Genomic DNA, 25,535 nt, shown 5'->3' on the forward strand with positions numbered 1-25,535 from the left:
GCCCGGCTCAGCCCGCGGCGACCTGCCTCTCGGCGGCCTCGACCACGTTGCTGAGCAGCAGGGCCCGGGTCATCGGCCCCACCCCGCCGGGGTTGGGGGTGAGGAAGCCCGCGACGTCGGCGACGTCGGGGGCGACGTCACCGGCGATCCTCCCGTCGACGCGGGAGACGCCGACGTCGAGCACGGCGGCGCCGGGCTTGACCATGTCGGCGGTGATCAGGTGCGGCACGCCCGCCGCGGCGACGACGATGTCGGCGCGCCGGGTGTGGGCCGCCAGGTCCTGAGTGCCGGTGTGGCAGAGGGTGACGGTGGCGTTCTCCGTCCGGCGGGTCAGCAGCAGGCCGAGTGAGCGGCCCACGGTGATGCCGCGGCCGACCACCACCACCTCGGCGCCCTTGGTCGGCACGCCGTACTCCTGCAGGAGCAGGACGATGCCGTGCGGGGTGCACGGCAGCGGCGCGTCCACCGTGTGGACCAGGCGGCCGAGGTTGATCGGGTGCAGGCCGTCGGCGTCCTTGGCCGGGTCCATCCGCTCGATCAGCGCCATGGTGTCGAGGTGGCGCGGCAGCGGGAGCTGGACGATGTAGCCGGTGCACTCCGGGGAGGCGTTGAGCTCGTCGACGACGGCCTCGACCTCGGCCTGCGTGGCGGTCGCCGGCAGGTCCCTGCGGATGGACGCGATGCCGACCTCGGCGCAGTCGCGGTGCTTGCCCGCGACGTAGATCTGGCTGCCCGGGTCGTCACCGACGAGGACCGTGCCGAGACCGGGGACGACGCCCCGCTCCCGCAGCGCGGCCACCCGCCGCGCGAGGTCCGCCTTGATCTTCGCCGCCGTGGCCTTGCCGTCCATAGTCCGCGCGCTCATGGGCCCCATCCTTCCACGAGGCGGCGCGCGGCCCCGCCTCAGGTGAGGTCGTCGGCCGCCCGCTCCCGGCGCTCGATGATCCGGCGGGTGAAGGGGATGACCTCCACGATCTTCGCCCCCAGGTACGCGGCACCGGCGGCGACGATCAGCAGGAGCCAGGGGCTCTGCCAGAGTCCGCTCATGATCACAAAAGCGTTCAGGATGACGGCAAGCAGCGACATGAGCGATCTCCACGCGCAGGCGACACGAATCGCTTCACATTAGCCGCGCCCTAAACCTGTTTTGACCAGAAGTTTCTGTCTTCTTGGCCACTTCCTTGTCTCCGGTGCCCGGCCGTCCCAGCCGCGACGCCCGCGCACGAGCACCGCATGAGCACCGCATGAGCACCGTATGGGCGCCGCCCGGACGCCGTACGACCCCGGGCGGAACACGGGGCCGTACGGCGCGGCGGGCGGAGACGTCAGTGGAAGAAGTGACGGGTCCCGGTGAAGTAGAGGGTGACCCCGGCGGCCTGGGCCGCGGCGATCACCTCGTCGTCCCTGATCGACCCGCCGGGCTCCACGATGGCCCGCACCCCGGCCTCGATGAGCACCGCGGGGCCGTCCGCGAACGGGAAGAACGCGTCGGAGGCCGCCACCGAGCCGCGGGCCCGGTCACCGGCCCGGGTGACGGCGAGCTGCGCCGAGTCCACCCGGTTGACCTGGCCCATGCCGACGCCGACGCTGGCGCCGTCCGCGGCGAGCAGGATCGCGTTGGACTTCACCGAGCGGCACGCCTTCCAGGCGAAGGCCAGGTCGGCGAGGACCTCCGGGGAGGCCGCGGGGCCGGCCTTCAGCTCCCAGGCGGCGGGGTCGTCGCCGGGGGCGTCCACCCGGTCGGCGGTCTGCACCAGCAGGCCGCCGTCGATGCGGCGGAACTCCGTACGGTTGCCCGGCCCCTCCGGACAGGCGAGCAGCCGGATGTTCTTCTTGCGGGTGAGCGTCTCCAGCGCCCCGGCGCTGAACGACGGCGCGACCACGACCTCGGTGAACACCTCGGCGATCTGCCCGGCCAGCTCCTCGGTGACCTCGCCGTTGACCGCGATCACGCCGCCGTAGGCGGAGACCGGGTCGCAGGCGTGGGCCTTGCGGTGCGCCTCGGCGACATCGGCGCCGACCGCGATGCCGCAGGGGTTCTGGTGCTTGATGATCGCCACGGCGGGCTCGGCGAAGTCCCAGGCCGCCCGCCAGGCGGCGTCGGCGTCGAGGTAGTTGTTGTAGGACATCTCCTTGCCGTGCAGCTGCTCGGCGTTGGCCAGGCCGTCCCGCCCGCCGGAGTACAGCGCCGCGCCCTGGTGCGGGTTCTCGCCGTAGCGCAGCGGCGTCCTGAGCGTCCAGGCGGCGCCCATGTAGCGCGGCCAGGCGCCGTCCTCCGCCGCGTAGACGTCGGAGAACCAGGAGGCGACCGCGGTGTCGTAGGCGGCGGTGTGGGCGTAGGCGGCCGCGGCGAGCCGGCGGCGCTCGGTCACGGTGAAGCCCCCCTCGGCCACCGCGGCGAGCACGTCGCCGTAGGCGCCCGGATCGACCACGACGGCGACGGTGCCGTGGTTCTTGGCCGCGGCGCGGATCATCGCGGGGCCGCCGATGTCGATCTGCTCCACGCACTCGGCGTCGGACGCGCCGGAGGCGACCGTCTCCTGGAACGGGTAGAGGTTGACCACCACCAGCTGGAACGGATCGATCTCCAGCTCCTCCAGCTGCTTGACGTGGGCGGGGTTGCCGCCGTCGGCCAGCAGGCCCGCGTGCACGCGCGGGTGGAGGGTCTTGACCCGGCCGTCGAGGCACTCGGGGAAGCCGGTCAGCGTCTCGACCGGGGTGACGGGAACGCCGAACGAGGCGATTCTGGCGGCGGTGCCGCCGGTGGAGACGATCTCCACCCCAGCGGCGTCGAGCCCCCGAGCCAGCTCCTCCAGCCCGCTCTTGTCATAAACGGCGATCAACGCGCGCCGGATGGCGATGCGGCTCACTTCCTGGTCCTCCTGATCGATTCCGGTCTTGTCCGGGGCGCCCGGCTCATGTGCCGGGTCGTCCTCTTCCGGCGCGTCCGGCTCACCGGCCGGCACGTCCGAAGCGAAAGTTCCTGCCGGTGATGGTCCATCCCTCGCGGGCCATCCGGCCGACGACGCCGACGAGCAGGCCGCGCTCGACGGTCTTGATGCGCTCGTGCAGGGCCGCCTCGTCGTCGCCGTCCAGCACGGGCACGGCCTCCTGGGCGATGATCGGCCCGGTGTCGACGCCGGCGTCGGCGAGCATCACGGTGCAGCCGGTGACCCGCACGCCGTACGCCAGGGCGTCGCGGACGCCGTGCGCGCCCGGGAAGGCCGGCAGCAGGGCGGGGTGGGTGTTGAGCACGGGGAAGGCCGAGAGCGTCGGCGTGCCGAGGATCTTCATGAACCCGGCGCAGACCACGAGATCGGGACGGTGGCCGGCGATCCGGCCGGCGAGGGCGCGGTCCCAGTCGTCGCGCGTGGGATGATCGGCCAGTTTCTCGACGAAGGTCGGGACGCCTGCCCGCTCCGCGCGGGCCAGCCCCTCGATCCCGTCGCGGTCGGCGCCCACGGCGACGACCTCGGCGCCGTACGCCGGATCGGCCGCGGCGTCCAGAAGGGCCTGTAGGTTGGTTCCAGAACCGGACACGAGAACCACAAGCCGAACGGCCTGGGATGACACCGACACACTCCATTCGGACGGGGATTCACGCCGCTGCAAGGGTATCTGCCTGTCCGCAGCCGCTATGCAAGGAGGTCAGGTGACGACACCGGTCAAGGCACGTCCGACGGAGGGGGCGGGACGGCGGGCACTCTGGCTCGCGGTCGCCGCGGTGATCCTGACGATTCTGCTCCCCCTCGCGGGAATCGTCATGTCGGTCATCGCCCTCGTGGTCTCGATCCGCGCGGTCCGGACCCTCCGGTCGGAGACCAGGCCCGCGGGCACCGGCGTGGTCGGGATGGTCGTGTCGGCCCTGGCGCTGCTGCTGGCACTGGCGCTGGCGGCCACGCAGTTCTACTTCCGCGACGAGCTGGCCGCCTACACCGACTGCCGCACGGGCGCGGGCACCGTCGCCGCGCAGAACGAGTGCGTGCAGCGCCTGGAGCGGGCGATGGAGAAGAAACTCCCGTTCGTCCAGCCCGGCGAGCTCCGGCTGCCGATCGCCCCCTGACCGGCCGCCGGTCCCGGTCCGGGTCGTCCCCGGGCCGGGCGTCGGCCCCGGTCCGCGTCGCCCCCTGAGCCGGGCATAGGCCCCGGTCCGCATCGCCCTCCCTCCTGAGCCGGATCCCGGCCCGCCGGCCCCGCCACGGTGGAGATCCGGGGTCCGGGCTCTGTTCCGTGGGTCCTCACCCCGGAGGGGATCCGCGATCTAGTCGCGGTCCCAGGCGTAGGGGTCCACGTAGATCACGTGGCCGCCGCGGTCGTCCGACTCGTCCACGATGTCGCGCCGGGGCGGGCGCGGCGGCGCGGGGCGCGGCACCCTGGGACCGGCCTCCGTCGGCTTCACGGCCTTCACCGGCTTCACAGGCTTCTCGGCCTTCGCGGTCTTCACAGGCTTCGTGGTCTCCGCGGGCTCCTGCGGGTCCGCCGCCGAGGCGTGCTCGTCCTCCCAGTCGTCCCTGACCACCGGGATCGGCTGGGTGTCGCACTCGGTGGCGTCCAGCCAGTGGCCGGGCAGCGCGCGGGGCTCGTCCGGCTCGGCCAGCCCGACCCGGCCGGCCACCGCCCCCGCGGCCCGGAACAGCCTGGCCCCGGCCCGGCGGACCGGCGCGGTGGCCGTGCCGACCCTGGCCGCGGCCCGGACCACGGCCGCGTTGTGCCCCCGGAAGATCAGCCACCAGTTGGTCAGGCCCGCCGAGATGCCGGCCGCGACGCCGACCTCCAGCGTCACAGAAAGCATCACCTCCCAGCCCGCGGGCCCCACCGCGGACAGGCGCGCCCCGCCGAGCGAGCCGCCGGACAGCGCGGCCAGCGCCCCGGCCGCCGCGCCGGTCACCACCCCGCAGACGAAGCCCCACAGCGGCGCGCCCTCGTAGGAGGGTGAGGGGGCGATCCGCACCCCCAGCACGCCGGCCACCGCCCCCGCGGCGAACGGCAGCGCGATCACCGCCATCACCCACGCCGGGGTGGGGCCCGCCTCGGGCAGCGCGCCCAGGACCGGCAGGCTCGGCACCGTGCCGAGCTGGACGCCGGTGGGCGCGACCAGCGTGCCGGCGCCGAGGCTGAAGCCCGGCCCCGCGATGTAGGCCATGCCCCAGGCGAAGGCGTTGAGCAGGTAGAGGCCCTGCAGCAGCAGGAGCAGCAGCCCGCCGACGAAGCCGGGCGCGAGGACGTCCGACAGCTCCCGGACCTGGTCGAAGTTGACCGCGACGGCGCCGAGCACCAGGGCGGCCCCCGCGACCAGCATGATCCCCAGCGCCGCGGCCGAGCTCACCACGACCGAGCGCACCCGCTCGGGCAGCAGGCGCAGCATCGACCGCCACGGCCCGATCGTCCGGGCGACGGCCGCCGAACCCGCGAGGAAGGCCAGCACCAGGTGGCTGACCAGGGTGTCGCCGAGATAGGGCTGGGTGATCTCGTTCCGGGTGACCAGCGCGATCACCCCGGCCAGCAGCGCGTACGGCGCGGCCAGCGAGACACCCGCCTGGGCGATCAGAACCAGCTGCGCCCGGCGGCGGGCGTCGGCCTGTTCCTTGGGGCTGTTCCTCGGCAGCCGGGCGGGCAGGCGCAGCCGCAGGTCGGCGTCGCGGGCCATCCAGATCCCGGCCCGGTACAGCAGGAAGGCCGGCAGGACCGTCAGCCCGAGCGGGAGCAGCCCGATCGAGCCGCCGGGGATCTCGAACCCGGCGTGGTGGGCCGCCAGCCAGAGCTGCGCCGCGGCGCGGAACACCCCGGGCAGCCCCGGGCCGAGCGAGCCGCGGGGGGAGGCGACCCAGCCGACCAGGGTGAGCGTGGTGAGCACCGCCAGTCCCACGCCCAGGGTCCACGCTGCGGCGAGCATCCCGGAAACGGGAAGCGGGCGGCGGACGTCGTCGTCGTCACCCGTGACGCCGGGCAGGGGGAGGCGGCTGAGGACGTTACGGGGAGCCGTCCGGAGCTGATCGAGAAGGGCCGTCACGATAACCGATGGTCTCAGGATCTTCCGCGCGGACGAGACTCATCCCCCCGCGTGTCGCGGGTCGTACGGAAAACGGGAAGGCGAGCCGTACGGAAAAGCGGGACCGAGGGGGTGGAACGACGGAGGGGCGCACGGCGGAGGGACCGTACGGCACGGGCGGGCCGTACGGCGGGAGCGGGCCGTACAGCGGGAGCGGGCCGTGCGGCGGGGGCGGCCGGGTCGGGAAACGGGAGAGGCGCCCGCGGACGGCGGGCGCCTCTCACCGGTGAGCCGGACGGGCCGCTGAACCGGGCGGGCCGCGACACGGCCCGCGGACCGGCTAGCGGTTCTGCATGACCTCGCGCATCAGGCGGGCGGTCTCGCTCGGGGTCTTGCCGACGCGGACGCCGACCTTCTCCAGAGCCTCCTTCTTCGCCTGGGCGGTGCCGGCCGAGCCGGACACGATCGCGCCGGCGTGACCCATGGTCTTGCCCTCGGGGGCGGTGAAGCCCGCGACGTAGGCGACGACCGGCTTGGTCACGTGCTGCTCGATGTAGGCGGCGGCCCGCTCCTCGGCGTCACCGCCGATCTCGCCGATCATGACGATCGCGTCGGTGTCCGGGTCGTCCTGGAACGCCTGGAGAGCGTCGATGTGCGTGGTGCCGATGACCGGGTCGCCGCCGATGCCGACGGCGGTGGAGAAGCCGAAGTCGCGCAGCTCGTACATGAGCTGGTAGGTCAGCGTGCCCGACTTCGACACCAGGCCGATGCGGCCGGCGGTGGTGATGTCGGCCGGGATGATGCCGGCGTTGGAGGCGCCGGGCGAGGCGATGCCGGGGCAGTTCGGGCCGATGATGCGGGTCTTGTTGCCCTTGGCGACGGCGTAGGCCCAGAACTCGGTGGTGTCGTGGACCGGGACGCCCTCGGTGATGACCACGCAGAGCGGGATCTCGGCGTCGATGGCCTCCTTGACCGCGGCCTTGGTGGCCGCCGGCGGCACGAAGACGACCGAGACGTCGGCGCCGGTCTTCTCCATGGCCTCGGCGACGGTGCCGAAGACGGGCAGGCCCTCGTGGGTGATGCCGGCCTTGCGGGCGTTCACGCCACCGACGACCTTGGCGCCGGAGGCGAGCATGCGGCGGGTGTGCTTGGTGCCCTCACCGCCGGTCATGCCCTGAACAATGATCTTGCTGTTCTCGTTGAGCCAGATGGCCATTACGCACCTACCGCGGCGAGCTCGGCGGCACGCTTGGCCGCATCGTCCATCGTGTCGACCAGCTCGACGCCGGACAGGGCGGCGTCGGCCAGGATCTTGCGTCCGAGCTCGGCATTGTTGCCGTCCAGCCGGACGACCAGGGGGCGGCTGACGGTCTCGCCGCGGTTCTCCAGGAGCTGGAAGGCCGAGACGATGCCGTTGGCGACCGCGTCGCAGGCGGTGATGCCGCCGAAGACGTTCACGAAGATCGACTTCACCGACGGGTCGGAGAGGATGATCTCCAGGCCGGCCGCCATGACCTCGGCGGAGGCGCCGCCGCCGATGTCGAGGAAGTTGGCGGGCTTGGGCTGCCCGGGGAACGCCTCACCGGCGTAGGCGACGACGTCGAGGGTCGACATGACCAGGCCCGCGCCGTTGCCGATGATGCCGACGCTGCCGTCGAGCTTGACGTAGTTGAGGTCCTTGGCCTTGGCCGCGGCCTCCAGCGGGTCCTCGGCGGCCTTGTCCGCGTAGGCCTCGTGCTCGGCCTGGCGGAAGGTGGCGTTGTCGTCGAGGGTGACCTTGCCGTCGAGGGCCTTCACCTGGCCGTCGGCGGACAGGATCATCGGGTTGACCTCGACCAGGGAGGCGTCCTCGTCGACGAAGACGGCCCAGAGCTTCTCGATGATCTCGGCGGCGCCGTCCAGCGCCTTCTCCGGCAGACCGCCGGCCGCGGCGATCTCACGGGCCCTGTCGCGGGTCACACCGTCCAGCGGGGACACGGGGACCTTCGCGACCTTCTCGGGGGCGGTGTGCGCGACCTCTTCGATGTCCATGCCGCCCGAGGCGGAGCAGATGGCGAGGAACGTGCGGTTGGCGCGGTCGAGCAGGAAGGAGAAGTAGTACTCCTCCGCGATCGCGCTGGCCTCCTCGATCAGGACCTTGTGGACCGTGTGGCCCTTGATGTCCATGCCGAGGATCTGGTCGGCCTTCTGCTCGGCGTCGGCGGCGTCGTCGGCGACCTTGACGCCGCCGGCCTTACCGCGGCCACCGGTCTTGACCTGAGCCTTGACGACGACACGGCCGGTCAGCTGCTCGGCTGCCGCGCGCGCCTCCTCCACGGTGTGCGCGACGATACCGCGCGGCACCGGGATGCCGTACTCCGCGAAGAGCTCCTTCGCCTGATGTTCGAACAGGTCCACGAGGGTCCGTCCTTGCTTGTCCGGCTGGTGTACTGAAAATGTCTGCGGGCCGGCTCCGTGGTGTGAGGGGAGCCCGGCGGTTTTTGCGCCAATGAAGCCTAGCCCCCCGCGCGCATGACCAGGTCACCGGGTCCGCGAACGGCTACGGGCGGGGCCACTGGGGCAGGGGTGGCGAATGTCCTGGGGATCATATCGGGACGCGGCGGGGAAGCGTCCGCGAAAACGGCGGGCGAGGCCGCCCCGGCGCCGGGGACCGCCCCGGGTGCCGAGTGCGGGCCGGACGCCGGGGACCGCCCGGATACCGGGGGCCGTCCGGATGTCAGGTGCCGGAGGCCACCGGATCGCCGGGGGCCGCGCCTCGCGGGTCAGACCCGCGTGGGGATCGCGCCCCGCACCCACTCCACGATCTCCTGGGTGGTCGCCCCGGGTGTGAAGACCCGGGCCACGCCCATCCGTTCCAGCTCGGGCAGGTCCGCCTCCGGGATGATCCCGCCGCCGAAGACGACGATGTCACTCGCGTCGTTCTCCGCGAGCAGCTCGATCACCTTGGCGAAGAGCGTCATGTGCGCGCCGGAGAGGATGGACAGCCCGATCGCCGCGGCGTCCTCCTGGATCGCGGTGCGCACGATCTGCTCGGGCGTCTGGTGCAGGCCGGTGTAGACGACCTCCATCCCGGCGTCCCGCAGCGCCCTCGCGACGATCTTCACACCTCGGTCGTGCCCGTCCAGGCCGGGTTTGGCGATGACGACGCGGATCCTCGGCTCGGCGTCCATCCAGACCTCCTTGTCCGTGTCCCACGCGTGACGTGGGAGCTGAGCTGACGGCAGCCTAACGGCCGCGCCCGGAGTACTCCGGGGCGCGTGCCCGTCACGGTTCTCCGGGGCCGCGCTTTCTGGCGGATCTTTCCCACCAAAAGTGCTTTTCACCACTTTTATTGTTATGAATGCCTGCATTCCACATGACATGCCATAGGGTTTCTGATCTTCTATCCTCAGGAGGAAGACCCCCATGAAGCGATGGATCATCGTGGCGGCCACCGCGCTGGCGGTACCCACCGCCGCCGTTCCCGCCGCCGCCAAGGCCGCGCCCGCCGACCCGGCGGCCGCGCTGCAGGCGCGGTTCGTCGCGGGACACGGCGTGCGGATCGTCGAGAGCGGCCGGACCTACTCCGGCCGGGAGCTCCTCTCCGCCCAGAAACGCCGCGGCACCGTGGAGTTCGGCCCCTCCGGCGTCGCGGGCCACGACGTCCTGTCGAAGTCCGACCTCCCCGGGGACGACGCCACGCCGCTGCGCACGCGCACCATCGGCGGGGACACCTACCTCAGCGGCGGGATGATCGGCAGGAAATGGGTCAGGTCCTCCGCCCGCGCCGCCTCCCCCTTCTTCACCCCCGTCATGCTCCTGGAGCCGGCCACGCTGAAGTCGCTGCTGCCCGCCGGGAAGAAGAGCGGCTCGGCCGGAAAGAAGGCCGGCCCGTCGACGTTCAAGGGGACGACCACCCTCGGCGCGCTCTACCGCGTCTCGCCGTCCTACCGCGCCTCTCTCGGCGGGAAGCGGCCCGCCGCCGCCGTGGCGGCCACGAAGGTGAGCTGGCGCCTGTGGCTCGGCCGCGACCGGCTCCCCGCCCGGCTGGTCACCTCCTGGGCGGTGCCGCCGCGCGACATGCGCGTGACCCGCGTCAGCGACGTGCGCTTCTCCTCCTGGGGGACCCCCGTCACCCTCACCGCGCCCACGCCCGCCCCCGCCTCCGGGGAGGCGGGGAGCTGATCCTCCGGCCCCGGACACCGAGCCGCCGGTCCCGGAGTCCTGGAGGCCGGGTCACCGGCCCCTGACGTCCGGAACGACGGCCATCCGGAACATTCGGGACATCCAGGGCATCCGGCTCCCCGGCGCCCGGTGGGCCCCGGCGTCCGGGAGGGCCGTCAGAGCTTCTCCACCGGCGCGTAGGCCAGGAGCAGGGTCTTCTCGCCGCCGCTGCCGAAGTCGATCTTCACCTTGGTCTTCTCCGCGACGCCGTCCACCGACACGACCGTGCCGAGGCCGAACTTGTCGTGGGTGACGCGGTCGCCGGGGGTGAGGCTGGGGATCTGCCGGCCCCCGGGCTTCTTCGCGGGCGCGGCGGCGCGCGGCTCCCGGCGGGTGGCGGCGCCCCAGGCGTTCTTGCCCGGGTCGGTGCGCCAGTCGACCAGCTCGCCGGGGATCTCGGAGACGAACCGGGACGCCGGGTTGAACGCGGGCGCCCCCCACGCGCTGCGCACGGCCGCCCGGGAGACGTAGAGCCGCTGCTGGGCCCGGGTGATGCCGACGTAGGCCAGGCGGCGCTCCTCCTCCAGCTCCTTGGGCTCGCCCAGCGAGCGCACGTGCGGGAAGACGCCGTCCTCCATGCCGGTGAGGAACACCACCGGGAACTCCAGGCCCTTGGCGGTGTGCAGGGTCATCAGCGTGACCACGCCCTGGCCGCCGTCGTCGGCGGGGATCTGGTCGGCGTCGGCCACCAGTGAGACCTGCTCCAGGAACTCCACGAGGGTGCCCTCGGGGTTGGCCTCCTCGAACTCCGAGGCCACCGAGATCATCTCGTCGAGGTTCTCCAGGCGGCTCTCGTCCTGGGGGTCACCGGAGGCGGCGAGCTCGGCGCGGTAGCCGGTGGCCTCCAGCACCTCCTGGGCCAGCTCCGACGGCGGCATGGTGGCGGCCTTGGCGGTCAGGTCGTCCAGCAGGGCGAGGAACTCCTTGATGGCGTTGACCGAGCGGGTCGCCATCCCCGGCGCCTCCTCGGCCCGCCGGAGCGCCTCGGCGAAGGGGATACGCTCCCGGGCGGCGAACGCCTCCACCATCGCCTCGGCCCGGTCGCCGATGCCGCGCTTGGGCACGTTGAGGATGCGGCGCAGCGAGACGACGTCACCCGGGTTGGCCAGCACCCGGAGGTAGGCCAGCAGGTCGCGGACCTCCTTGCGCTCGTAGAAGCGCACCCCGCCGACCACCTTGTACGGCAGGCCGGTGCGGATGAACACCTCCTCGAACACGCGGGAGGCCGCGTTGGTGCGGTAGAACACCGCCACCTGGCCGGGCGTGACGCCCTCGTCGTCGGAGAGCCGGTCGACCTCCTGCGCGACGAACATGGCCTCGTCGTGCTCGTTGTCCGCGACGTAGCCGACGATCTTCGGGCCGGTGCCCTGGTCGGACCAGAGGTTCTTCGGCTTGCGGCTCTCGTTGCGCGCGATCACCGCGTTGGCCGCGCTCAGGATCGTCTGGGTGGAGCGGTAGTTCTGCTCCAGCAGGATCGTCTTGGCGTCGGGGTAGTCGCGCTCGAACTCCAGGATGTTGCGGATCGTCGCGCCGCGGAAGGCGTAGATCGACTGGTCGGCGTCGCCGACCACGCACAGCTCCGCCGGGGCGATCCCGGCCGTGCCCTCCCTGACCAGCTCGCCATCGGCGGTGCGCAGCTCCGGGGTGCCGACCAGCTCGCGGATCAGCGTGTACTGGGCGTGGTTGGTGTCCTGGTACTCGTCGACCATGACGTGCCGCCAGCGGCGGCGGTAGTGCTCGGCCACGTCGGGGAAGAGCTGGAACAGCGTGACCGTCATCATGATGAGGTCGTCGAAGTCCATCGCGCCGGCCTCGGTCAGCCGCCGCTGGTAGGTGCGGTACGCCTCGGCGAGCGTGCGCTCCAGGTGGCTCGCCGCCTGCCCGGCCGCCGTCTCGTAGTCGATCAGCTCGTTCTTGAAGTTGCTGACCTGGGCGGAGAACGACCGCGGCGGGTAGCGCTTGGGGTCGAGGTCCATCTCGCGGCAGACCATCGCCATCAGCCGCTGGGAGTCGGCCTGGTCGTAGATCGAAAAACTCGTGGGGAAGCCCAGCCGCCCGGCCTCCCGCCGCAGGATCCGCACGCACGCGCTGTGGAAGGTCATCACCCACATCGCCGCCGAGCGCGGCCCGATGAGCCGGTCGACCCGCTCCTTCATCTCCCGGGCGGCCTTGTTGGTGAAGGTGATCGCCAGGATCTCCTGCGGCCGCGCGCCCCGCTCGGCCAGGAGGTAGGCGATGCGGTGGGTCAGCACCCGCGTCTTGCCCGACCCCGCGCCCGCGACGATGAGCAGCGGGCTGCCGTGGTGCACCACGGCCTCGCGCTGCTGGAGGTTGAGCCCGTCGAGCAACGGGTGGGTCACTGAGGCGGCTGGGATCGACACGTCACCTAGATTAGGCCGACCGGCCGACAACCGCGGCCCGCGCCCCAAAGGAATGCCGACAGGCCCGCAGGAAGTTGCGAGAATCACGTACTAGCCGGATATCAGCGGAAGGGTCAGGCATGCTGTCTGAGAACGAGATAGGCCGGGTGCTCGTCGTGACCGCCCACCCCGACGACGTCGACTTCGCCGCCGCGGGCACGATCGCCCAGTTCACCGACCGCGGCGTGGAGGTCGTCTACTGCATCGTGACGGACGGCGACGCGGGCGGATTCGACCGCGAACTGGACAACACGGGCATGGCCGAGCTGCGCCGTACCGAGCAGACGGCCGCCGCCAAGGCCGTCGGCGTGACCGACCTGCGCTTCCTCGGCCACCGCGACGGCACGCTGGTGCCCGGCCTGGAGCTGCGGCGCGACATCGCCCGGGTCATCCGCCAGGTACGGCCCGACCTGGTGATCACTCACACCCCCGAGCGCAACTACTCGTTCATCGCCCCCAGTCACCCCGACCACCGCGCGGTCGGCGCCAGCGCCCTCGACGCCGTCTACCCCGACGCCCGCAACCCGTACGCCTTCCCCGAGCTGCTGCGCGACGAGGGACTGGACGCCTGGACGGTCCGGGAGGTCTGGCTCAACGGCGGCTCCTCCCCCGACCACTTCGTCGACGTCACCGGCACCTTCGACCGGAAGATCGCCGCGTTGCGGGCCCACGCGAGCCAGACCTCCCACGTCGAGGGCTTCGAGGAGTTCCTGCGGTCGCGCTTCTCCCAGATCGCCGCCGAGGCCGGTCTGCCCGAGGGCAGCTACGCCGAGGGCTTCCAGCGGGTCGTCACCGAGTGACCGCGGCCCGGCCGCGGGCCGCCGCGGGCGGGTCGCCGGGGGCCAGGCGGGCGAACAGGTAGCCCAGCGAGTTGGTGGCGAGGTGCAGCAGCGCCGGCGCGGCCAGCCCGCCCCGGCGGCGCAGCTCGCCGAAGAGGAGCCCGGCGAGCGCGGTCGTCGCCACCGACCCGGCCACCACCCGCGCCGTCTCCGCCCCGGACGGCCGCCGCGGCCCCGACCGCACCGGACGTACGGTCCCGTCGGTCCCGTAGGTCCCGTGTCCCGTTCCGGGGGCGCCCGCGAGAGGGGCGGCGGCCGGATCCGCCTGCGTCCCACCGGCGGCCAGGCGGGTCAGCGCGGGATTGGCGGTGGCCATGTCCACCGCCGGGAGCACGTGCCACAGGCCGAACAGCGCCGAGGAGACGGCGGTCGCCGTCCGGGGGCCGTGCGAGCGGGCGACCAGGGCGGGCAGCACGCCGCGGAAACCGGCCTCCTCCAGCAGGACCGTGCCGAACGGCACCTGCAGGAGCGTCTCCTCCAGGACGCGGGCACGCGACAGCGACAGCGCCCGCTCGTCGCGGAAGAGACGGCGGGTGGCCGGGAGGGCGACCCCCGCCGCGTAGACGCCGGCGACGGCCGAGGCGAGGAGGCCGCCGATCCGCAGGCCCCGGGCGGGGTCGCGGAACCCGATCTCGGCCCAGGTGATCCCGCGGCTCCGGGCCAGGGCCAGCAGCGCGCCGGTGGCCGCGGCCGAGGTCAGCGGGGCCAGGCGCGGCGCGATCCGGTTGTTGAGCACGTTGGCCGCCGCCAGCACGGCCACCGCGCCCGCGAGCGCCGCCCCGTCACCTCCGCCGCCCGCTTTCCGGCCCGCCACCGCGCCCCCGGGTGCGGCCCCCTCGTCTCCGCCGTCTGCTCCGTGGTCCGTCGCGCCGGTCTCCGGCCCTTCCCCGGAACCCGCCGGACGTCGCCCCGCCCGTCCCCGCGCCGCCTCCGCCTCGCCCATGCCTCCCCTTCCGTCCCCCCATGCCTTCGTCCCGGGCGGTCCCGGCCCCGGTCTCAGCCGGCCGCGGGCCGCCGCCATCCCGCGGGGAACCGCAGGCCGCGCCGCTCCCGCACGGTCAGGCCGCCCCAGATGCCCTCCGGTTCCCCGCTTCGCACGGCGTAGGCCCGGCAGTCGGCCAGCACCGGGCACCTGGCGCAGACCGCCTTGGCCCGCGCCTCCTGCTCCGCCGACTGCGTCAACGGGAAGAACAGCTCGGGATCGCTCGCGCGGCAGGCACCCCGTACGGCCCAGCCGATCTCGGGCGTCATCCTGCGCATGGCCCACCCCCCTGGTCGATCACCGGACCTCAGCGTAGGCCGCGTGCGGTGGTACGGCATCAGCCTTCCGGTGGATTCACCCGTAACCGGGCGGGCGTACCCCGGGGCCCCCGGCCCGTCCGTCACCCCGTTCCGCCCCGCCCCCGCCGTGATCGCGCACCGGAGGGCGCGCCGGACGCGACCGGGCGGCTCAGCGGGCCTCGGCGGGGCTCACGCGCGTCTCTCGGCGCGTCACAACGCGTCCTCAGTGGGTCTCAGCGGGTCTCACAGGATGAGGTGCCCTCGTTGTAGCCCCGGGCGAAGACCTGCTGACGCTGCTGCGCCGTACCGTGGGCGTCGGGGCGCAGCCAGTCGTCGGTGGGGTCTCCGGCGGCGGCGAGGTTGAGCAGCAGCTCGTCCTTGTCGCCCGGCTCGGCCTGGAGGGCGTTGCCCCTGACCAGGGCGCCCAGCGTGCCGCCGGCGTAGCAGTCGGCCTGCAGCTCCCGCTGGATGCTCAGGCCGCCGGCGTTGTTCAGCTGGGCCTGCACGGCGTGCCCCAGCTCGTGCGGGATGATCACGTAGACGGAGCCGTCGCCCATCCGGTCGTACAGGTCGCGCATCCAGTTCTCGTCGTAGGCGACGAAGTGCCCGAAGGGGCAGTAGAAGGCGTTGTCCGGCACCGCGGGCTGGCCACCGCAGGCGGGGCCGTTCTGCCCGGTGTAGGGGATGAAGGCGCTGATGGGGCGGTAGCTCAACCCGGCGGCGGCGAAGGTCTGCTTCCAGTACTGCTCGGCGAGCCCCTTGGCCAGGCTGACGTCCGACTCGAAGTCCTGCCCGAGCGGGGCGGGCGTGGTGGCCTCGACGCTTCCCCGGTCGTCGCCGGGCCGCTCCCCGCCGGTCTCCGTGGGTTCGCTGCCGCAGGACACGGTGACGGCCAGCAGGAGGAGCGCGAGGACGACGCGGCGGAAGCTGCTCATACCCCAATCGTGGCCCAGTGGGTGGCGGTGTGCGCGGTACACACGCGATTACGTTCCGACACGTCCGCTGATCACGACGTGCGGAGCGGGTGGGACGGGTGGGATGAACGGGGCCGGCGGACGGGCGGGCCGTACGGGGCCGGCGGCGTGCGGGATGAGCGGGTCGTGCGGAGCCGGTGGGCGGGATGAGCGGGTCGTGCGGAGCCGGTGGGCGATCGGGGCGGGCGGGACGGGTGTCAGGGGGACGGCCAGGTGTGCACGGGCTCGTTGGTGTGCATGTGCTCGACGTAGCTCAGGGTCATCCGGCGCAGGGCCTCGTGCCGGTCGGCGCCGCCGTACGCCTCCACCGCCTCGGCCTGCCAGTGGGCCCCGGTCCTGCCGGTCACGCAGCGCCTCTCGATGATGCCGAGGAGCCGGTCGCGGACGGCCGGCTCCACCTCCCACCGGTCGAGCCCCTCGTGGGCGAGCGGCAGCAGCCGCCGCAGGACCAGCTCGGCGGCGGCCACCTCGCCGAGCCCCGGCCAGTAGAGCCGGGCGTCCAGGCCGTGCCGGGCGGCGGCGTGCAGGTTGTCGGCGGCGGCGGCGAAGGACATGCGCGTCCACACCGGGCGCTCGGTGTACGGCAGCACCCCCATGAGGCCGTAGTAGAAGGCGGCGTTGGCGGCGATGTCCGCGACCGTGGGGCCCGCGGGCAGCACCCGGTTCTCCACCCGCAGGTGCGGGACGTTGCCGACGACCGCGTAGACCGGCCGGTTCCACCGGTAGACGGTCCCGTTGTGCAGGGTCAGCTCGCCGAGCTGCGGGGTCACGCCGCGGGACAGTTCCTCGCGGGGGTCGGCGTCGTCGCACAGCGGCAGCAGCGCCGGGAAGTACCGGGCGTTCTCCTCGAACAGGTCGAAGACCGAGGTGATCCACCGCTCCCCGAACCACACCCTGGGCCGCACCCCCTGGGTCTTCAGCTCCACCGGGCGGGTGTCGGTGGCCTGCTCGAACAGCGGGATCCGGGTCTCCTGCCAGAGCCTGCGGCCGAACAGGAACGGCGAGTTGGCCGCCACCGCGACCTGGGGGCCCGCGACGGCCTGGGCCGCGTTCCAGTTGGCGGCGAACGCCTGGGGGCTGATCTGGAGGTGGAGCTGGAGGCTGGTGCAGGCGGCCTCGGGGGTGATGCTGTCGGCGTAGGCGTCGAGGACCTCCTCGCCCTCGATCAGCAGGTGCAGGTCCTCGCCCCGGGCCGCGAAGATCTGCTCGTTGAGCAGCCTGTAGCGGGGGTTGGCCGACAGTGTGCCCTCGTGCATGTCGCTCTCGCGCAGCGTGGGCAGGATGCCGACCATCATCAGGTGCCCGCCGACCGTCCGGGCCCGTTCCTCGGCGTGGTTGAGGCGGTCGCGCACCACCTTCTCCAGCCGGGCGACGCCGTCCCCCGACAGGGCCTCCGGGCTGACGTTGATCTCCACGTTGAACTGGCCGAGCTCGGTGCCCCAGTCCGGCTGCGCGATCGCCGCCAGCACCTCGGCGTTCTTCATCGTGGGCTCGCCGCGCTCGTCGACGAGGTTGAGCTCGATCTCCAGACCGGCCCTGGGCCGGTCGAACTCGAACCTGGACTCCCGCAGCATCTGCGCGAAGACGTCGAGACATCGGCGAACCTTCTCCCGGTATCGCCGCCGATCGTCCCGGCTGAACACCATCGCGGGCACGTCACGACCCATACTTCGCATGGTCGCACATGGTGGCTCGTTCAAGAATGGGCGGAATGTCAGCCTTAGCCCCGGGAAGGATCGGCGATGCGTCCTCCCCCGGCCTCGTTCCCGGTGATCCGGCCTCGTTCCCGGCGGTCCGTGGGAGCGCGCGGCCCCGCCGCCCCACCCACCACGCCGTCGGCGCCGTCCGGGGCGGCGCCCCTCTCCGGCGGGCGTGAAAGCGATCCGGCGGATCGGGAGACAAGAGATGCCTGCTTGTCCGGCGGGCGTGAAAGCGATCTCGCGGATCGGGAGATAAGAGATGTCCGCTTGGTCGCGTCCGGAAGGTTGGAGATGACGGGGGAAGCATCGTGACGGCGCTGTCGTGGGCCGCCCGGGAGCCCGGGTCCGCCGTACCAGCCGCGCCCGCCGCGCCTGTCAAGGGCTGTCTCGCCGAGGGGGAGGCGTTCAGCGAGGTGTTCGACGCCCACTTCGACGAGATCCACGGCTACGTCGCCCAGCGGCTCGGCCCGGACCACGCCGAGGACGTCGTCGCCGAGGCGTTTCTCGTCGCCTTCCGCAAGCGCGCGCAGTACGACCCCGCCCGCGCCGGCGTGCGGGTGTGGTTGTACGGCATCGTCACGAAGCTCGTCGCCAGGCACCGCCGGCTGGAGGCGCGCACGCTGCGGGCGATGGGCCGCTACGGCGCCGACACCGAGGCGCCGGGTCCGGAGGACCGGGTGGCGACGTGGGTGAGCGCGCAGAGCCTGCGGCCGAGCCTCGCCGCGGCGCTGGCGGAGCTGTCGCAGCGCGACCGCGACGTGGTGCTGCTGGTCGCGCTGGCCGGGCTGAGCCACGAGGAGGTCGCCGCCGCGCTCGGCATCCCGTACGGCACGGTCGGCTCGCGGCTGAGCCGGGCCAGGAGGAAGCTGCGCGCGTCGCTGGGCGGGACCAACCCGATGCTGGTGCCGGAGGAGGCCGAGCGTGGATGAGCTGGAGTGGGTCCGCGACCTGTACGGCGAGCCGCCGCTGAACCCGGCGGCCAAGACGCGGGTTCGGAAACGGCTGGACGCCCGGCGTTCCCGCCGCTGGCGGATGCCGTGGATGATGCCGCTCGCGGGGGCGGTCGCGACGCTGGCCGCGGTGCTGCTCACGTACGGCGTCACCGGAGGAGCGGACCGGCCGCACGATCCCGCACGGGACGTCGTGGCCGGGCGCGGCCCGGCGTCCGGCGCTCCCACGACCGGCCCGTCGGCGGGGTCCGGCAGGTCGGTCCTGCTGGCGGCGGCGACCACGGCGGCATCGGACCCCGCCCCGCGGGGCGCGTACTGGCGTGTCACGCGGCGGACCGGCGGGAAGACCACCACGTTGTGGGCGGCGCGCGACGGCCGCGCCTGGATCACCGGGCCGGACGCCGACGCCGCCCCCCGGCCCGTCACGAAGCCGTTCACCATGGCCGGCAGGGCCCTGTCGCTGCGCGACATCGAGCGGCTGCCCACCGGGACGGACGCGCTCAGGCGGCGGGTCGCGGCGCTGCTGCCGCCCGGCTCCGGTGAGGGGCTGCTGGCCGACGCGGTGAGCGGGCTGCTGTGGAGCAAGCCCTCGCCGCCCGCCGTACGGGCCGCGGCCTACCGGCTGCTCGCCGACCTGCCGAACGTCCGCTATCTGGGTCAGGCCACCGACCCGACGGGCCGGCCGGGCCGGCTGTTCGCGTTCACGCTGGACGCCTCGGGCGCGCAACGCCGCCTGGTCATCGACCCGGTCAGCTCGCAGGTGCTGTCCAGCTCCGACGGGGCGGACGGCGGCGGCCGGAACGCGTCGGCCGAACGGGACGAGATCGTCCTGGCCGCGGGCTGGACCGACGACGTCCCCCCTCCGTGACGCCGCCTCGGTGACCCCGACCCCGTGACCCCGACCCTCTGAACCCGACCCCGTGAGCCCGGCCCCCTGAGCCCGGCTCCGTGAGCCCGGCGCGCCTTCGCGCGCCCGCGCGCCGCCGGGGCGCGCGATCTCCTTCGTCCGACCGGGCGCGGCTTCGGCGTGCCCGGAAACCTTCGGGAGCGCGCCGTGTCCGGCGTGCCCGCCGCCCCTGGGAGTACGCGTGTTCCGACGTGCCCACCGGTCCTGTGGCCCGGTCGTCTGCCTGTCCGGTGACTTCCCCGCGATCGACGTGGAGGAGGTGACGCGCGGCAGGGTCCGGCTCGCCGGCCTGCCGCCCGCCGACCTCGGCCAGGAGGTCGACTGGCGGGCCGACCCGTACGGCAGGCGGTCATGGATGCTGAACCTGCACACCCTGCGCTGGGCGGGCGGGCTGGTGGCCGCCCACGAGCGTTCCGGCGACCCGGCCCCGCTCGACCGGGCCGCCGCCCTCGTCGAGGACTGGATCCGGCGCAACCCGCGCGACCGGCCGGACACGAGCTCGTGGGCGTGGGCCGAGCACGCGGTCGCCCTGCGCGCGCCCGTCCTGGTGTGCCTGAGCGAGCACGTGGACACCCCGCCGGTGCGGGACAGCCTGCGGGAGCACGGGCGGCTGCTGGCCGATCCGGCGCTTTACCGGCACGGTCACAACCACGGCCTCGACCAGGACATCGCGCTGCTGGTCGTCGGCGTCCGGCTGGGCAGGGACGCCTGGCGTGACCTGGCGGTGCGCAGGATGACGGCCTCCGCGGAGCTGGCGATCGACGAGGAGGGGGTGCTGCACGAGCAGGCGCCGAGGTACGGGCACTACGTTCACCGGCGGCTCGGGGTGGCGCTGCGGGCGATCGAGCGGAGCGGCCTGGCGGTCTCGCCCCGGCTGGCCGCCCGGCGCGCCGCGCTGGAGGCGTACATCACCCACGCCACCCAGCCGGACGGGCGGCTGACGCCCATCGGTGACAGCCCGGCCGACCTGCGGCCACCCCGGTTCGAACACGCGGAGCCGCCGGTGCGCGTGTTCACCGCCGGCTACGTCTTCGGCAGGACGGCGTGGGGCGATCCCCGGGCGGCGTTCTACTCGATCAGGTTCGGGCCGGGGCGGCGGCTGCACGGCCACGAGGACCACCTGGGGGTCACCTACCACGCGCGGGGACGGCCCGTACTCGTCGAGGGGGGCTTCCACTCCTATGAGCGGACCGGCTATGTGGAGTGGACGCGCTCGCCGGAGGCGCACAACGTGCCCGTCGTGGCCGGGGCCCGCTTCCGGCCGGGTACGGCCACGCGGCTGACCGCGCGGGAGGAGGGGCCGTCGCGGCAGGTGTTCCGGCTCACCGACGACGCCTACGGCGTGGTCCGCACCCGGGAGGTGCTGGTCGAGCACCGGCGCGACCTGATGGCGGTGTTCGACTCGGTGCCGGCCGGTTCCGCCGTGCGGAGCCTGTGGCACTTCGACCCGTCCCTGGAGGTGCTCGACCGGCGCGACGGCGTTGTGGTGCTGGGCGACGGCGAGCGGCGGGTGACGCTGTTCCAGTTCACCGTCCCGCAGGCCGGGCCGCCGCGGCCGGCGGGCGGGCAGGGGGTGCGACCCGGTCTGATCGCCACCGGCCACCTGCGCACCGCCGAGTCGGTGACCGTCGTCTCCCCGGAGGCCTCACGGCTGCTCACGCTCATCGTGCCGGGCGGGACCGAGCCGCGGGCCACGGTCCGTGACGGCCTGGTCACGGTGGACGGCGTGCCCGTGCCCGTACCCCTGCTCGGTGCCATGGGCGGCGACTCCCAGCCCTCCGAGCGATGAAACAGCACTCACATACAGGGATCGAACGCCCATCAAGGCATGGCTCGTACAGACCGCGGCACTCCAGACCGCACCGGCCGTCCGCGCGAGCGGCCCGAGCGGCCCGGCGCCGTACGGCGAGCCGGCGGATCGGCGCCGCGCGGCCGGTCCGGGACGGGCCGCGCGGGCGGCCGGCCGTACGGCGCCGGCCGATCAGACCAGGCGGCGCGCGGTGGCCCAGCGGGACAGCTCGTGGCGGTTGGAGAGCTGGAGCTTGCGCAGCACGGACGAGACGTGGGTCTCCACCGTCTTCACCGAGATGAACAGCTCCTTGGCGATCTCCTTGTAGGCGTAGCCGCGGGCGATCAGCCGCAGGACCTCCCGCTCGCGCTGGGTCAGCGAGTCGAGCTCGGGGTCGATCGGCGGGGCCTCACTGGAGGCGAAGGCGTCCAGCACGAAACCGGCCAGCCGCGGGGAGAACACCGCGTCGCCCTCGGCCACCCGGCGGATCGCGTCGGTGAGCTCACGGCCGCTGATGTTCTTGGTGACGTAGCCGCGGGCGCCGCCGCGGATCACCCCGATGACGTCCTCGGCGGCGTCGGAGACCGACAGCGCCAGGAAGCGGACCTGCGAGCCCGCGCCCAGGACGCGGCGCAGCACCTCCTGGCCGCCCCCGCCGGGCATGTGCACGTCGAGCAGGACCACGTCCGGCGTCAGCTCGCCGATCGCCCGGACGGCGGACTCCACGTCCTCGGCCTCGCCCACCACCTCGATGGAGTCGCCCAGCTCGGCGCGGACCCCCGAGCGGAACAGCCGGTGGTCATCGACGATCAGAACCCTGATGGCGCTCATGCACCCTCCCCACGCGCCTCGCGGACCGCCCGCACCGGCCGCCGCCGCTCCCGGCCCGCTCGGTCACGCCTTCTCCAGCTTCATGGTCAACATGACTTCGGTGCCCTCTCCGGGTTCGGTCCGGATCCGGGCGCCGCCTCCGTGTCGTTCCATCCGGCCGATGATCGACTGGCGGATGCCCATCCGGTCCTCGGGCACCTGGTCCATGTCGAACCCGGCGCCCCGGTCCCGGACGAAGACGGTGACCTCCTCCGGCTCCGCCTCGGCGTAGACGGAGATGACGGAGGACCCGGAGTATTTCGCCGCATTGACCATAGCCTGTCTGGCCGCCTGCATCATCGCCGACAGCTCGGGGGTCAGCGGGCAGTCGCCCACGCAGACGACCTCGATCGGCACGCCGTGCGCGTCCTCCTCCTCCGCCGCGACCCGGCGCACGGCCGCGGCCAGGGACGCGTCGGCGTCCTGCTTGGGCTGGTAGAGCCAGTTGCGCAGCTCACGCTCCTGGGAGCGGGCCAGCCGCGCCACTTCGCGGGGGTCCTCGGAGTTGCGCTGGATCAGCGTCAGCGTGTGCAGCACGGAGTCGTGGACGTGCGCGGCCACCTCGGCGCGCTCCTCCTGCCGGATGCGCTCGCGGCGCTCGCGCTGCAACTCCTTCCACAGCCCGGCCAGCCAGGGGGCCGCGATGAGCGCGACACCGCCGACGACCACGAGCGTGAACACGATGCCGGGCTTGGCCGCGTCCAGCTCGTCGGTGGCCACCAGGAAGCCGATCGCGCCCACGACGACCAGCACCAGGCCGGCGAACGTGCGCACCCGGTTCCGGCGCACCTGGCCGACCGTCGTGCTCATCCAGCGCCGCCGCCGGTCGGGGTCGGCCTGCTGCCACAGGATCAGCGAGCCTATCCCGCCGACCGCGATCGGCCAGGCGCCGATCCCGCCCGTCCGGGCGCCGGTGAGCCAGCCCAGCGCCAGCAGCGCCAGCCCGACCGCCGCGTAGGAGGCGACCTGGCTCCAGTCGCGGGCGGGCTCCTTGCCCTCGTACGGCTCGCGCGGCGTGAACAGCCACAGCGCCGCGTACGCCACCGCGCCGACCCCGTCCAGGACGGTGAGCAGCACGAACGCCAGCCGCAGCACGACGGGGTCGAGCCGCAGCTGGGCGGCGGCGCCCTCGGCCACCCCGGCCACCAGGCGTCCCTGCACGGGGCGCACCAGCCGGGGGAAGGGGTCGGGCTCTCCGGAGGTCACCGGGGCCGCGTCACGAATCGTCTCTCGGTCAGCCATATCGCCTGCATCGTCACATGGGAGAGTCTGCCAGCGCATCAGGCGTTCCCCTGAGGCGACCCTGACGGCGGCCCGCATCCTCGGGGACGGTTCAGGGGTGTCCCGGATGCGACCCGGGAGGCAGAAAGGCCACGATAGGTGACATGACCGATTCCGGGAACGCCCACGACCCGGCGAGCACCCCCACCGGCTCGTCGTCTCCCTTCACCTCCGGGACCGGCCCGTCGTCCCCCCTCGCGTCCGGCGGGCGGGGGCCGCTCCGGCGCGGTGACGAAGGCCGCATGCTCACCGGCGTCTGCGCCGGTCTCGGCCGTCACACCGGTGTCGACCCGCTGCTGTTCCGCCTCGGCTTCGCCATGCTGGTCCTCGGCTCCGGCATCGGCATCATGCTGTACGTGGCGGCGTTCCTGCTGATGCGGGAGCCGGACGGCGGCCCGGGATACATGGAGCAGTGGACCCGGCGTTCCTTCGACGGCGAGACCGTGCTGGCGCTGCTGGCCGGGGTGTTCACCCTGGGTCTGATCGTGAACGTGTCCTCCGGCGGCATCGGAACCGGCACGGTCGTGGTCGGCACGCTCTTCGCCATCGCCCTGATGGCCGCGCACTCGCGCGGGGTCGATCTGCTGGCCACGCTGCGGTCCCTGCCGGAGCGGCTGCGCGGCAGCCGAGTCCCCGACGGGTCCGGCACGCCGTACGGCGGCCCCCACGGGGGTTTCCGGGACGAGCACCGCGAGCCGCACGCCGGCCCGTACGGCGGGTCCCTCGCGGGGACGGCCGTCTTCGACCCGGCCCGGCCGGCCGCCTTCGCGGAGGGACCGCACGCCGCGCCGCCGGAACCGGCCGCGCCGGTCCGGCCGGCCGGACCCGCCGGGAGCCGCCCTGCGGCGGCGCCCGGCCCGTCCGGGGTCACCGAGCGCCGCCCGGCGCCCGAGGGCATGCCCGCCGGGCCCGAAGCCGCGCCCGGAGCCGCCCCCGCCGGGTCGCCGGCCGGAGCCTCCCCCGCGGAGCCGCAGACCGAGGTGTTCCCCGGGGTCGGCCCGGTCCCGGGATCGGAGCCGGAGCCTCAGACCGCGGTGTTCCCCGAGGTCGGCCCGGTTCCGGAGCCGGAGCCGGCGGCCGCGGCATCAGTCGGGTCGCCGCCCGGTGAGGACGATCGGCCCGCCGGGCCGTCGCCCACCGGCTCTCACGCGGGACCGTTCGCCTCCTCCGCCTCTCCGGCGGGGCCGTTCACCCCCTCCTACGACTCCTCCGGCGAGCCGTTCTCCCCCTACGGGCCCTACCGGCCGCTGGACCCCGGCAGGCGGCAGCCGTACGACCGCCCCTACGACCGCCCCTACGGCGGCCCTCCCGGCGGTTACGACGACCCCTACGACCTCGCCCTGCTCGGCGGGCCGGTCGAGACGTCCGTCCGGCATGAGCGGCGTGAGCGGCCCGAGCGGCCCCGGTCGTTCGTGGCGGGCGTCACCCTGATCCTCGCGTTGATCGTCGGCGGGATCACCCTGGCGGCCCAATCCGCCTCCGATGCGGCCGGCATGACGGTCGCCGGCGGCGCGGTGCTGGTCGTCATCGGCGGCGGCCTCCTCGTCGCCGCGTGGTTCGGCCGTGGCGCGGCCCTCGTCGCGGCGGGCACGCTCATCTCGATCGCCGTGCTGACGGCGTCGCTGCTGTCCGGGATGCCGGGGCGCTTCGGCACCTACGACTGGGCGCCGGCCACGATGTCGGAGATCACCGGGAAGGGCGGCGGGGACTACGCGATCGGCGTCGGCGACGGCACCGTGGATCTGAGCGCGCTGCAGCTCCCGGCGGGCTCGCGCACGCTCGTGGAGGCGTCGGTGGCGATAGGCGAGATGCTGGTGATCGTGCCGCCGACGGCGCGGGTCGAGGTCGAGGGAACCGCCAAACTGGGCGACGTGAAGATCGATCAGATGGTCCAGGGCGGCACCGGCGTCCGGCACGTCAGGGTGCTGAAGCCGGAGGCGCCGCCGAAGGGCGCCCCGGCGACCATCGTCCTGCGGATCAGCGCGGGCATCGGAGACGTGGAGGTACGACGTGCGGCCTGAGATGGAGCGGCCCCGCCGGCGGCGGGCGCACCGCACGGACTGGATGGCCCTGCTCAGCGGAATGATCTTCATCGCGGCCGGGGTCGTCCTCATCGACCGGCCGTCGGTCGAGCCATTGATCATGCTCCCGGCCGTCCTGGCGGGCCTGGGCCTCGCGGGGCTGGTCGCCATCCTCGCCCGGCTGATCCGCCGCTGACCGGCCCCGGCGGCCCGGCGGCCCGGCGAACCGGCGAACCGCGGTTCGCGCCTTGCGGTTCGCGGCCGGGACCGGCGGCCCGGCGGTCACCGTCTCACGGTTGCGAGTGCCGTCA

23 protein-coding genes are annotated in these 25,535 nt (G+C 73.6%); 8 read left to right on the plus strand and 15 right to left on the minus strand.

Going from position 1 to position 25,535, the window contains the following annotated elements:
• Positions 1-7: 7 nt before the first annotated feature.
• From HDA43_RS10695 to purN, 4 genes are all read right to left on the minus strand, one after another.
• Entirely contained in the window at positions 8-865 is an 858-nt protein-coding gene (locus HDA43_RS10695; RefSeq protein ID WP_179819562.1) for a bifunctional methylenetetrahydrofolate dehydrogenase/methenyltetrahydrofolate cyclohydrolase, read from the minus strand.
• A 38-nt stretch (positions 866-903) separates the two neighbouring features.
• Positions 904-1,086 carry a hypothetical protein gene (locus tag HDA43_RS10700; protein WP_179819563.1) on the minus strand — a complete coding sequence of 61 codons (183 nt, stop codon included), beginning with the start codon at positions 1,084-1,086 and terminating at the stop codon, positions 904-906.
• 239 nt (positions 1,087-1,325) lie between these two features.
• The gene (purH, locus tag HDA43_RS10705) at positions 1,326-2,870 is read right to left on the minus strand and encodes a bifunctional phosphoribosylaminoimidazolecarboxamide formyltransferase/IMP cyclohydrolase (protein WP_179819564.1); all 1,545 of its coding nucleotides are present in this window, start codon (positions 2,868-2,870) and stop codon (positions 1,326-1,328) included.
• Positions 2,871-2,952: 82 nt separating this feature from the next.
• Positions 2,953-3,540: a phosphoribosylglycinamide formyltransferase gene (purN, locus tag HDA43_RS10710; protein ID WP_376770471.1), complete on the minus strand. Its 588-nt coding sequence runs from the start codon at positions 3,538-3,540 to the stop codon at positions 2,953-2,955.
• 112 nt (positions 3,541-3,652) lie between these two features.
• Here purN and HDA43_RS10715 point away from each other — a divergent pair, with 112 nt between their 5' ends.
• Positions 3,653-4,063, plus strand: coding sequence for a hypothetical protein (locus HDA43_RS10715; protein WP_179819566.1), 411 nt, complete (start codon positions 3,653-3,655; stop codon positions 4,061-4,063).
• A 198-nt stretch (positions 4,064-4,261) separates the two neighbouring features.
• Here the strand turns inward: HDA43_RS10715 and HDA43_RS35895 are convergent, their stop codons facing one another.
• The 4 genes from HDA43_RS35895 to icmB form a co-directional block, all read right to left on the minus strand.
• Positions 4,262-6,010 (minus strand): cell division protein PerM, encoded by a 1,749-nt coding sequence (locus tag HDA43_RS35895; RefSeq protein WP_179819567.1) that lies wholly within the window; start codon positions 6,008-6,010, stop codon positions 4,262-4,264.
• 319 nt (positions 6,011-6,329) lie between these two features.
• Positions 6,330-7,205 (minus strand): succinate--CoA ligase subunit alpha, encoded by an 876-nt coding sequence (gene sucD, locus HDA43_RS10725; RefSeq protein ID WP_179819568.1) that lies wholly within the window; start codon positions 7,203-7,205, stop codon positions 6,330-6,332.
• Entirely contained in the window at positions 7,205-8,386 is a 1,182-nt protein-coding gene (gene sucC / locus HDA43_RS10730) for an ADP-forming succinate--CoA ligase subunit beta (protein WP_179819569.1), read from the minus strand. Before sucC ends, sucD begins: the two co-directional genes overlap by 1 nt.
• A gap of 365 nt (positions 8,387-8,751) precedes the next feature.
• On the minus strand, positions 8,752-9,159 hold the full coding sequence (icmB, locus tag HDA43_RS10735) for a coenzyme B12-dependent isobutyryl CoA mutase small subunit (RefSeq protein WP_179819570.1): 408 nt from the start codon (positions 9,157-9,159) through the stop codon (positions 8,752-8,754).
• Positions 9,160-9,394: 235 nt separating this feature from the next.
• On the opposite strand from icmB, the gene HDA43_RS10740 reads away from it, so the two are divergent.
• Positions 9,395-10,153 carry a hypothetical protein gene (locus tag HDA43_RS10740; protein WP_179819571.1) on the plus strand — a complete coding sequence of 253 codons (759 nt, stop codon included), beginning with the start codon at positions 9,395-9,397 and terminating at the stop codon, positions 10,151-10,153.
• 155 nt (positions 10,154-10,308) lie between these two features.
• On the opposite strand, the gene pcrA is transcribed toward HDA43_RS10740, so the two are convergent.
• Positions 10,309-12,567 carry a DNA helicase PcrA gene (gene pcrA, locus HDA43_RS10745; protein ID WP_376770499.1) on the minus strand — a complete coding sequence of 753 codons (2,259 nt, stop codon included), beginning with the start codon at positions 12,565-12,567 and terminating at the stop codon, positions 10,309-10,311.
• A 125-nt stretch (positions 12,568-12,692) separates the two neighbouring features.
• Here pcrA and HDA43_RS10750 point away from each other — a divergent pair, with 125 nt between their 5' ends.
• Positions 12,693-13,412 (plus strand): PIG-L deacetylase family protein, encoded by a 720-nt coding sequence (locus HDA43_RS10750; protein WP_179819572.1) that lies wholly within the window; start codon positions 12,693-12,695, stop codon positions 13,410-13,412.
• Here the strand turns inward: HDA43_RS10750 and HDA43_RS10755 are convergent.
• From HDA43_RS10755 to HDA43_RS10770, 4 genes are all read right to left on the minus strand, one after another.
• Positions 13,402-14,265: a CPBP family intramembrane glutamic endopeptidase gene (locus HDA43_RS10755; protein WP_312873177.1), complete on the minus strand. Its 864-nt coding sequence runs from the start codon at positions 14,263-14,265 to the stop codon at positions 13,402-13,404. The genes HDA43_RS10750 and HDA43_RS10755 overlap by 11 nt on opposite strands.
• Before the next feature lie 182 nt (positions 14,266-14,447).
• A complete protein-coding gene (locus HDA43_RS10760) occupies positions 14,448-14,711 on the minus strand; it encodes a WhiB family transcriptional regulator (RefSeq protein ID WP_179819574.1) in 264 nt (87 codons plus the stop codon).
• A gap of 254 nt (positions 14,712-14,965) precedes the next feature.
• Complete coding sequence (locus HDA43_RS10765; protein ID WP_179819575.1) at positions 14,966-15,667, minus strand: neutral zinc metallopeptidase; 702 nt, start codon at positions 15,665-15,667, stop codon at positions 14,966-14,968.
• A gap of 236 nt (positions 15,668-15,903) precedes the next feature.
• Positions 15,904-17,373, minus strand: a complete 1,470-nt coding sequence (locus HDA43_RS10770) for a glutamate-cysteine ligase family protein (protein ID WP_179819576.1) — start codon at positions 17,371-17,373, stop codon at positions 15,904-15,906.
• Between the two features lie 341 nt (positions 17,374-17,714).
• Between HDA43_RS10770 and HDA43_RS10780 the strand changes: the two genes are divergently transcribed.
• The 3 genes from HDA43_RS10780 to HDA43_RS10790 all read left to right on the plus strand — a co-directional run bounded on the left by HDA43_RS10780 (position 17,715) and on the right by HDA43_RS10790 (position 21,052).
• Positions 17,715-18,335 (plus strand): RNA polymerase sigma factor, encoded by a 621-nt coding sequence (locus HDA43_RS10780; RefSeq protein ID WP_312873178.1) that lies wholly within the window; start codon positions 17,715-17,717, stop codon positions 18,333-18,335.
• A complete protein-coding gene (locus HDA43_RS10785; protein ID WP_179819577.1) occupies positions 18,328-19,224 on the plus strand; it encodes a CU044_5270 family protein in 897 nt (298 codons plus the stop codon). Before HDA43_RS10780 ends, HDA43_RS10785 begins: the two co-directional genes overlap by 8 nt.
• A gap of 220 nt (positions 19,225-19,444) precedes the next feature.
• Positions 19,445-21,052, plus strand: a complete 1,608-nt coding sequence (locus HDA43_RS10790) for a heparinase II/III domain-containing protein (protein WP_312873179.1) — start codon at positions 19,445-19,447, stop codon at positions 21,050-21,052.
• 192 nt (positions 21,053-21,244) lie between these two features.
• Here HDA43_RS10790 and HDA43_RS10795 read toward each other — a convergent pair whose 3' ends face one another.
• Positions 21,245-21,883 (minus strand): response regulator, encoded by a 639-nt coding sequence (locus HDA43_RS10795; protein ID WP_179819578.1) that lies wholly within the window; start codon positions 21,881-21,883, stop codon positions 21,245-21,247.
• A 63-nt stretch (positions 21,884-21,946) separates the two neighbouring features.
• Positions 21,947-23,164, minus strand: a complete 1,218-nt coding sequence (locus HDA43_RS10800; protein ID WP_179819579.1) for an ATP-binding protein — start codon at positions 23,162-23,164, stop codon at positions 21,947-21,949.
• A gap of 143 nt (positions 23,165-23,307) precedes the next feature.
• Between HDA43_RS10800 and HDA43_RS10805 the strand changes: the two genes are divergently transcribed.
• Complete coding sequence (locus tag HDA43_RS10805) at positions 23,308-25,224, plus strand: PspC domain-containing protein (protein ID WP_179819580.1); 1,917 nt, start codon at positions 23,308-23,310, stop codon at positions 25,222-25,224.
• Positions 25,214-25,420, plus strand: coding sequence for a hypothetical protein (locus HDA43_RS10810; RefSeq protein WP_179819581.1), 207 nt, complete (start codon positions 25,214-25,216; stop codon positions 25,418-25,420). The genes HDA43_RS10805 and HDA43_RS10810 overlap by 11 nt, the downstream gene beginning before the upstream one ends.
• Positions 25,421-25,535 lie beyond the last annotated feature (115 nt).

It is taken from the genome of Streptosporangium sandarakinum, from assembly GCF_013409935.1.
GTDB classification, from domain to species: Bacteria; Actinomycetota; Actinomycetes; order Streptosporangiales; family Streptosporangiaceae; genus Streptosporangium; species Streptosporangium nondiastaticum.